We start from the raw sequence: 8,808 nt of genomic DNA, 5'->3' as shown, positions 1-8,808 counted from the left end.
GTGTCGCGCTTCTCCGCCGCCTCACGCACGTGCAGCTTCCCGTCCAGGGGCAGCACGTTGAGCGAACCGTCCTCTATGCGGTGCACCGCATAAAGGATGCGAGCCGCAACGCACGCCTCTCCGCCATCAAGTCGTTCATGCGGTTCATCGAGCACCGCATTCCCTCTGCGTTGGAGCAGGTGCGTAGGGTGCTCGCCATTCCGGTGAAGCGGACGGAGACGCGCTTGGTGCACTACCTCACCCGCGACGAGATGCAGGCGGTCCTCGACGCACCCAGCGCGAGTACCCGCGCAAGTGTGCGGGACCGCGCCATGCTGCATGTCGCCTACGCTGGTGGCCTCCGCGTGTCCGAGCTGGTGGGCCTGCGGCTCGCGGACGTCACGCTGGGCGCACACCCCAGTATTCTCGTCCGAGGGAAGGGGCGGCGCGAGCGGGCCCTCCCTCTCTGGAAGGAGACTACGACTGCGGTGCGCGCCTGGCTGGCTCTTCGCGGGGATGCAGCCACCGTGGAACTCTTCCTCAATGCTCGTGGAGAGGCGATGACGCGCGCTGGGTTCGAGTACCTGCTGGCGAAGTACGTCGCAGTCGCGCGCGCAAGCTGCCCTTCGTTGAAGTCGAAGCGCGTCTCACCGCACGTTCTCCGGCATACCTGCGCCATGCACGCCCTGCAGGCCACCCGCGACGTCCGCAAGGTGGCGCTGTGGCTGGGCCACGCCAACGTGCAGACGACAGAGTTGTACCTGCGTGCAGACCCTGCGGAGAGGTTGGAGGCGCTACAGGAACTCGCTTCACCCCAACTGCGGCGTGGTCGCTTCCGGCAGCCGGATGCCCTGCTGGCGATGTTGGGCGTCTAGAATTACTGTTCGCCGTACGTACCCCGGGGAACGGTGCCCACCGGGTTACGGGCCCCCAGCCGGGAATCGTGTCAAGCGCCCGGAGGTCCTTATTCTTAAGGCCCTCCCGGCCCGTGCGGGGGGGCGCGAAAAAAACAGGGTGTAAGTGGATTGTCCGCTCGTGCGCTTCCGCCGAGCCCCAACGAGAGGACAGGGCCATGACCTTTGACCGAAACTTCGATTCAGACGTTGCCGAGGCGACCAGCGCAGCCGTGTGCTTGCCTGATTCACCGCAGGACAACCGCACCACGTTGGAGGCGCTACAGGAACTCGCTCCACCCCAGTTGCGCCGGGGACGATTTCGTCCACCAGATGCCTGCTGGCTTCGCTGGGGCTGTAGGAAGAACCTCGTTCAGATCGTCGGTCTTCACCGACGCAACCTAGCCGCGATTCATCGACCTACGTTGCTTCGCGAACACGCGCTAAGTTCTTGGACTTCCTGAGTAATTTGGGTCCACTGCGCGTCCGTACAGGTCTGGTTGGTTTGGTGCGTTGACGCATACCCGGACGCGGGGTAAGCCCTTGGCATGAGCGAGCGAAAAAAAAGGAGATGCCCGCCGCCAAGCGAGCATCTCCCAGCAGGGTCGCATCGGCGAACCCGCCTCGTAAGAAGGGCGGTGTGACCTCAGCACTCTCCCCAAGCCGCCGTGGCCGCCAAAGGGTTGCTACTCCGCAACCCAGTTATCGACGAGCGAATTGCGCGCGTCAACATTGACCTGTCACAGAGAGTTCTATACCCCCTCGGAAGGAGGCCTAGCACACATTTGACTACCCGTCGCCTTTGTCTACCCGCCAAGAGGCAGAGGCCATCAACAAAGCTGCAGGAGTGCATCGGCGAATCCGCCTCGTAAGCTATGCGCCGGTGCACTCCTCTTTGGAACCGATCTGCTTGTCGCTGCATTCGTTCACATTGGGAGTTGCACAAACATGAAGGATTTCCTCGACTTTTTGAGGTCGCTGAGTCCGAGTCAGGCGCTTACCGCCATGGCCGTCATGATGACGGTGGTGTTGCTGGCGATGGTCTGGCGGGCATGGACCTTTCACTACCCTGAGCCGGCCCAGCCCCCTGCACCCCTCAGCGTCCCGTCGATGGCAGTACCGCCCCCGGCAAATCGGTAGCGGCGCAGCCTCGTAGCGCAACGGCCTCGTTTGAGCCCTGGTGCTGCGTACTCGGCACCAGGGCTTTTTTGTGGCCGCTCCCCTTCCTTTGCTCCGCTGCTTCGCGTCCTCCCCCTCGTCGTCATGTGGTGTCGCAGCGCCTATTTCCCTCGGGGCGTTGGTGCTTGCTCCGCATAAGTCAGGTCACTGCATCACGTCCTTGTTCACGAACGCGCTGCCGGCGCGCACCCAGATGCTCCCGCCCTTGCCCTCGTGGATGGAGAACACCGCCAACCGCTTCCCCGCCGTCAGCATCAGAAACCTTCCCCCTTCACTCCCGCGCCACCACGGCCCGGGTCCCTCTCTGGCTTCGACCGCCTGAGGTCGCGTCGGGGCTTGAGCAGTCCGCGTGCCAGGAGCTGCCTCCTCGGAAGGCGCGTGCACATCACCGTGCGGGCCCGCGCGCGGCGTCCACGCGGAAGGATGGGCGCGGATGCTCCAGCGGCGGTCTTGGCGGATGAGAGACGGGGCGGGTCGCCCCTTATCTGGGCACGGTGAGGGTCTGTCGAAGCGACATCACGTGCAGGAACACGGCGAGCGGCACGAGCAGCGCCGGGAGCCAGAGGACCGGCCAGGTTGTGATCGCGGTGAAGGGCGCTCCCGGCCAGTCGAGATGCAGCGGGCCCGGCGTCGAGGTCGCGACCGTGGCGACCGTGTTGGCGAGGATCGCGAGCCCCAGCACGTTCCAGAGCAGGACGGGCTTCGGCGTCACCCGATTCGTGGCGACGAGCCATGCCACCAGGGGCGCGGTCAGTCCGACGAGGATGTCGAAGTTGCGTCCCTCGAAGGTGATCTGGTTGGGGGCTCGCCCGTCCTGGTGCCACGCGAAGATGATGAGCTCGACGCCGATGCGGAAGCTCTGGGCGACAATCGGCCAGTGACGAGGGGTGTTCGCGAGCAGCGTCTTCGCGAGAGGCGCCCGACCGAGGAGCAGGAGCGCAGCGATGCCGCTCAGCGGAAGGAGCGGCCACGGTGACGGGCGCGCGCTCCTGAAGGACAGCACATCCGTAGATGCGAGCAGGGCCGTCGCTCCGAGCCAGAGCGCGAGCACGGAAACGACGGCGAGCCCCAGTCGCGTGGCGGACGAGGCTTCGCGCCCGCTGCGTCGCGCGCTGAGTGCGACGCCCACGCCCACCAGCGCGACCATGCCCAGGGTCAATCCGACCAGCGCCGCGTCCGCTGCGAGTCTCATGGGCGAACCATGTCTCTGTCTATGCATGGTGTCACTGCGCCGGGCATCGCGCGTTGTCCAATGCCCTCGACCTCGTCGCGGTGCCGTGAGGCGTTGCCCGCCCGCGCATTGACAAGCCCTGCCTTCCGCCGTACTTCACCGCGCGTCGTTGGTACTCCTCATCACGCAGATGGGGAGTTTAAAGGGAACCCGGTGTGAATCCGGGACTGCCCCGCAGCGGTAAGCAGGAACGAACGCCGTCCCCGCAAGCACTGGCCCTCCGTGGGCTGGGAAGCGACGGTCAGTAGGTGGGTGACCCGATGAGGGTCATCCGCGCCCGCGAGTCCGAAGACCTGCCACGACCCATGCCTCCGGGCATGGACAGACCGGAGCCTCCGAGGGGAGGTGACGGGGGTCTTCCGCTCGCGCGGCGTGTCGTGTCCTGACGTGTCCTTCGTTCGCGGTCCGCTCTCCGTCCGCCCTCCCTTGGATTCACCTCGCCCGTGGGGGCGATGCAAGGGAGCAGTCGCGGATGAAGACAGAGCGGATGAGTTCGGGGCGGAGGCTCGCGTGGGTGCTGACCACCTTCGCGGTGGCGTTGACCGGCATGGGGTGCGGCGAGGAGTGCGTCGATGAGTTCGACTGCCGCGACAAGGGCACGCCCCCCGAGGGACAGTGCTACGTCTGCGTCGAGCAGCGCTGTGAGCTGACGTCCATCCCGGAGGCCGATGCCGGCACGACGGTGGATGCGGGCACGGGCGCCGACGCGGGTACGCAGGCGGATGCGGGGACTCGCACCGACGCTGGCACGGTGACGGACGCGGGCCCTCAGACGGATGCAGGCGCAAGCACCGATGCGGGCACGAGCAGCGACGCAGGCACCGTGACGGATGCAGGCACCGTGACGGATGCCGGTACGCAGACCGACGCGGGCACGGTGACGGACGCGGGCACCGTCCCGTGCTCGAGCGCCACGTATGACCCGAAGCTGGGCACGCTCCAGTTGGCGTCAGGCTTCGTGGCCGGTGAGTCGGCCGCGCTGCCGGACACCGCGGGCCCGGTGGGTGTCACCCCGGGCCCGACCTACTCGCTCTACACGGTGGTTTCGCAGAGCGACGTCGGCCCGCATGCGCTGCATTCGCTGGGCACGTGGCCGCAGGTGTCGCTGGGCGCGACGCCACTCTTCGACGTCGCCGCTCCCGCCGACCGGGGGCCCTCCGCCATGCTCTTCCTCAGCCCCTTCGTGGAGACGGATGGCCAGCACGTCTTCACCGGCTACACGAAGTCCGGCGCGGGCTTCCCGGGCTCGCTGTCCCTCTACGACAGCACCACCCCTGCTGCTTCCACCTACGTCTCCGCGCCGGGCAACTTCACCGCGGGCGTCGTGCCGGGTGCGCTGCTCGTCAACGGCAACGGGCTCGACACGGTGTCGGCTGGCCTGGCCATCTACGCGCTGAAGACGGACACCTCGCCGTTCACGGCCCTGAAGGTCGGCACGCTTCCTCCCGAGAACGGCGGCAGCGGCTTCACCGCCGTGTCCACCCACGGCGTCGCGATGCTCGGCTACTACTCCGACACCGTCTTCGCCAACGTGGGCCACGCGGTGGCCCCGGCGAAGATCACCCAGGCGCTCCGGTCGGGCACGCCGTTCGTCGTAGCGGACGCCCCCATGCTCGATGTCGGCTCCAACTTCGTCGCCGCCGCCGGTCAGGGCACGGGCGTGGCGGTGCTTCGCGGCGACTACGTTCCCCCCACCTACGAGTTCGCCGGCACCGACATCTCGCGCTTCGCCTTCACCGTGACGGATGGAGGGGAGACCGTCACTGTCGGCGCGCGTCAGCCGGTCCTCACCTACGTGGACCAGTGCACGAGCGTGACGTTGATGACCTCCATCGGCGCGGACCTGCTCGTCGGCGTGGATGACAAGAACGGCACCCGGCTGGTCCGCATCCAGCAGGCGCAGTGATGCCCCCCACTGCTTCCCGGAGACCTCACATGAAGACCCTCCTGCCGAAGTCGTTCGCCCTGGGATTCGCCGCGCTCCTGACCCTCGCCTGCGGCGGTGAAGCGCCGCTGGAGTCGGAGTCCGGCTCCGACCAGGTGCAGCCGCTCGTGGGCACGCCGTTCGCCGACCGCATCGTCTCCTTCACGCCCGGCACCGCCGCCGGGTTCGGACAGAACCAGTTGCCGAACATCGTCCTGGGCGCTCCAGAGGGGACGGGCGCCGGGTCGGGTTCGCTGCACGTGCTGTCGCTCGGGCTCAACGGCGTCATCATCCTGGAGTTCACCGACATCGCGGTGACGGACGGCCCGGGCGTGGACCTGCTCGTCTTCGAGAACGCGTTCATCAAGCCGAGCGGCGTGCCGTTCACGGAGACGGGCGTGGTGGCCGTCAGCGACGACGGCGTCACCTGGTACGAGTTCCCCTGCGCCTCCGGGAATGTGGCGGGCCACTTCCCGGGCTGCGCGGGCGTGACGCCCGTGTACTCGAACACCAGCAACGGCGTGTCCCCCACCGACCCGGCCGTGGCGGGCGGGGACGGCTTCGACCTGTCCGCCGTGGGCCTCACCCGCGCGCGCTTCGTGCGCGTCCGGGACTCCGGCGCCAACGGGTACGCCGGCACCAGCGGTGGCTTCGACCTGGATGCCGTCGCCGTGGTGAATGGCGTGCAGCTCCCGTAGCGCGCCCGCTCGCGGTGCCCCGGGTCGTCCTCCAGCGGACGGTCCCGGGCGCCTCGTGACCCGTGGGGGCCTCATCGGAGCCCACGAGGCTTCCGGGGTGGGGGACGCCGGATTAGATGCCGGCTGTTCCTCCCCCGGAGTGCGCATCCATGAACCGTCGTCTCGCCTCACTCCTCGTGCTGACGGGCGTCCTGCTCGGCGCGACCGCCGCGTCCTTCCTCCCCTCGGTCGCCGGGGCCCAGACGGCCCGTGCCCGCATGCCGCCGCCGCCGCCGGTCGCGCACCCGACGCCCGCCCCGCCTCCGCCCGTGTTCCCGCTGCCGCCGTCCTACGAGTACACCTTCGTGAAGCGCGAAGGCCCGGAGGAGGACCTCCGGGAGCTGCAGCGCCTGGGCGCGGAGGGCTGGCAGGTCGTGTCCACCGTCGTCGTGGATGGCAGCACGAAGCGCTACGTGTTGATGCGCGCCCGGCACACCGAGCCCACACCGCATTGACATTGCCCCGGGGCCGCCATAGTCCCGCCCCGTCATCGATATGCCTTCCCGCCATGGGGTGTGGGGGCTTCCAGGAACCCGGTGTGATTCCGGGACTGCCCCGCAGCGGTGAGCAGGAGCGGCGCCTTCGAAGCCCCGCTCCCGCGAGTCCGAAGACTGGCGACGACCCGGGGGCCTCTTCACGGAGGACCCGGAGACAGACCGGAACCTCCGCGGGGAGCTGACGGCGTAGGCACCTGTCAGGGCGCGAGGAGCGCTCCAGGGCAGGTGGCTCGCGCCCGTGCCGCCTCCCGTCAGGAATCCTTCCGCCTCCGGGCGGGGGCAAGGAACGAGGACGCGATGCGGACCGACATGAAGCGGATGGGCACGAAGGGCCAGCGCGCGGCGCTGATGGGCGCCCTGCTGGCGGTGGTGCTGGGTGGGACGGGCTGCGGCTCGGAGTGCGTGGACTCCTTCGACTGCCGCGACAAGGGCACGCCCCCCGAGGGCCAGGCCTGGGCCTGCCAGGAGGAGAAGTGCGTCCAGGTTCCCGTCACCACCGGCGGTGAGGACGCGGGCACCGACGCGGGCACGGGCTCCGACGCGGGCACGGACGCGGGCACGGACGCCGGCACCGACGCGGGCACGGATGGTGGCACGGACCTGTGCGCCTCGGTGCCTCGCGACGCGAAGCTGGGCACCCTCCAGCTCCAGACGGGCTTCACCGTCGCGGAGTCCGCGCCGCTGCCCACGGAGGTCGTCGCGGTGGTGTCCACGCCCGGCCCCACGTACTCCCTCTTCGGGATGCGCGAGACGGCCACGGGCCGCGACTTCTTCACGCTGGGCACCTGGCCGGACGTGAAGGTGGGGGACGCGGCGCTCGACACCGTGCTCGCGCCCGCGGACCGCGCCGTCGGCGTCACCACCTTCCCGTCCTACTTCCTGGCGTATGACGGCACGCGGCTGCTCGCGGGCTACACGAAGGCCGGGCAGGGCGCTCCGGGCAGCGTCGCGGTGCTCGACCCGGTCGCGCGGGACGGGGCCACGTACGTCAGCGCGCCGTCCAACTACACGGCCGCGGGCATCACCAACACGTTCTTCATCAACGGCAGCGGGCTGGACACGCTGGCGGACGGCTTCGGTGTCTACGCGCTGGTGACGTCCGCCAAGCCCTACTCCGCCGTGAAGGTGGTGAACTTCCCCGCGCAGGTGGGCGCGAGCGGCTTCTCCGCTGTCGCGGACAACGGCATCGCGGTGTTCGGCTACGCGCTGAGCGGCACCTACGTGAACGTGGCCCATGCGGTGTCGTCCGCGAAGCTGGCGGAGGCGGTGTCCTCGCGCACGCCGGTGGTGCTCACGAGCGAGCCCGAGGTCGCCGTGGGCAGCGACTTCAACGCCGCCGCGGCCTTCGGCGGTGGCGTGGCGGTCGCGCGCGGCAGCTACGGCGCCAAGGGCTTCGGCGTCACGGACGTGTCGCGCTTCTCGCTCACGCCTGGCCTCACCGGCAGCCAGCCCGTCAGCGTGGGCACCCGCGAGCCGGTCCTCACTTCCGCCGACGCGTGCACCACCGTGGACCTGCTGTCGTCGCTGGGCTCGGACCTGCTGGTGGTCTTGAAGGACAGCAACGGCCGCCGCATCGTGCGCATCCGGCAGGCCCCGTGACCCCGCGCCCCTGGCTCGCGCTCAGCGCGCTGCTCGCCCTGTGCGCCTGCGCGGGCGACACCTCCGACATGCCGCTGCCCCCGTCCGGAGTCGTGGACGCGGGCAGTGACACCGATGCCGGCTCCGATGCCGGCTCCGGCTCCGATGCCGGCTCCGGCTCCGATGCCGGCATGCGCCCCGTGGATCCGTTCGCGGACCGCGTGGTGTCCACCACGTTTGGAGCCCAGGCCGGCTTCGGACAGGACCGCATGCCGGGCGTCGTGCTCGGGCCTCCGGTGGGGGCGGGGCAGTTCACGGGTTCGCTCGACGTGCTGTCGCTGGGCAGGGGCGGCACCCTCACCCTGGAGTTCACCGACCTGCTGGTGGTGGACGGCCCGGGCGTGGACCTGCTCGTCTTCGAGAACGCCTTCCAGAGGGCCGGCGGCGAACTCTTCGTGGAGCCGGCCTCCGTGTCCGTCAGCGACGACGGCGCCACCTGGTACGACTTCCCCTGCGCGGCCACCGACAGCGACGGGGGCTTCCCGGGCTGCGCCGGCACGCACCCGGTGCACTCCAGCCCGGGCAACGGCGTGTCCCCCACCGACCCGGCCGTGGCGGGCGGGGACGGCTTCGACCTGGCGGCCGTGGGCCTTGCCCGCGCGCGCTTCGTGCGCCTCACCGACACGGGGCTCACCAGCTCCGGCGGCAACTCCGGCGGCTTCGACCTGGATGCGCTCGCCGTGGTGAACGGCCAGCTCCCCGACGGCGGCACCCCCTGAAGCCCCTGTCC

Annotated in this window: 7 protein-coding genes and 2 riboswitches; of the genes, 6 read left to right on the top strand and 1 reads right to left on the bottom strand. The window is 69.5% G+C overall.

Going from position 1 to position 8,808, the window contains the following annotated elements:
• Positions 1–854 (top strand): tyrosine-type recombinase/integrase (locus tag D7V93_RS30350; protein ID WP_208723201.1); only part of this gene is annotated, 854 nt, incomplete at its 5' end.
• 1,678 nt (positions 855–2,532) lie between these two features.
• Here the strand turns inward: D7V93_RS30350 and D7V93_RS30335 are convergent.
• Positions 2,533–3,243, bottom strand: coding sequence for a DUF8737 domain-containing protein (locus tag D7V93_RS30335; RefSeq protein ID WP_147451413.1), 711 nt, complete (start codon positions 3,241–3,243; stop codon positions 2,533–2,535).
• Positions 3,244–3,374: 131 nt separating this feature from the next.
• Positions 3,375–3,597, top strand: a riboswitch (cobalamin riboswitch).
• A 172-nt stretch (positions 3,598–3,769) separates the two neighbouring features.
• Between D7V93_RS30335 and D7V93_RS30330 the strand changes: the two genes are divergently transcribed.
• The 5 genes from D7V93_RS30330 to D7V93_RS30310 all read left to right on the top strand — a co-directional run bounded on the left by D7V93_RS30330 (position 3,770) and on the right by D7V93_RS30310 (position 8,797).
• Positions 3,770–5,188, top strand: a complete 1,419-nt coding sequence (locus D7V93_RS30330; protein ID WP_244237604.1) for a hypothetical protein — start codon at positions 3,770–3,772, stop codon at positions 5,186–5,188.
• 29 nt (positions 5,189–5,217) lie between these two features.
• Positions 5,218–5,904, top strand: a complete 687-nt coding sequence (locus tag D7V93_RS30325) for a cell surface protein (RefSeq protein WP_120646702.1) — start codon at positions 5,218–5,220, stop codon at positions 5,902–5,904.
• Positions 5,905–6,053: 149 nt separating this feature from the next.
• Positions 6,054–6,398 (top strand): DUF4177 domain-containing protein, encoded by a 345-nt coding sequence (locus tag D7V93_RS30320; protein ID WP_120646701.1) that lies wholly within the window; start codon positions 6,054–6,056, stop codon positions 6,396–6,398.
• Positions 6,399–6,416: 18 nt separating this feature from the next.
• A riboswitch (cobalamin riboswitch) is annotated at positions 6,417–6,577 on the top strand.
• A gap of 160 nt (positions 6,578–6,737) precedes the next feature.
• Positions 6,738–8,039 (top strand): hypothetical protein, encoded by a 1,302-nt coding sequence (locus D7V93_RS30315; protein WP_167509516.1) that lies wholly within the window; start codon positions 6,738–6,740, stop codon positions 8,037–8,039.
• Positions 8,036–8,797, top strand: coding sequence for a cell surface protein (locus tag D7V93_RS30310; protein ID WP_120646699.1), 762 nt, complete (start codon positions 8,036–8,038; stop codon positions 8,795–8,797). Before D7V93_RS30315 ends, D7V93_RS30310 begins: the two co-directional genes overlap by 4 nt.
• The last annotated feature ends 11 nt before the right edge of the window (positions 8,798–8,808 follow it).

Source organism: Corallococcus llansteffanensis (genome assembly GCF_003612055.1).
GTDB lineage: Bacteria > Myxococcota > Myxococcia > Myxococcales > Myxococcaceae > Corallococcus > Corallococcus llansteffanensis.
The sequence above is the reverse complement of the archived record's forward strand: the minus strand, read 5'-3'. Positions and strand labels throughout refer to the sequence as shown.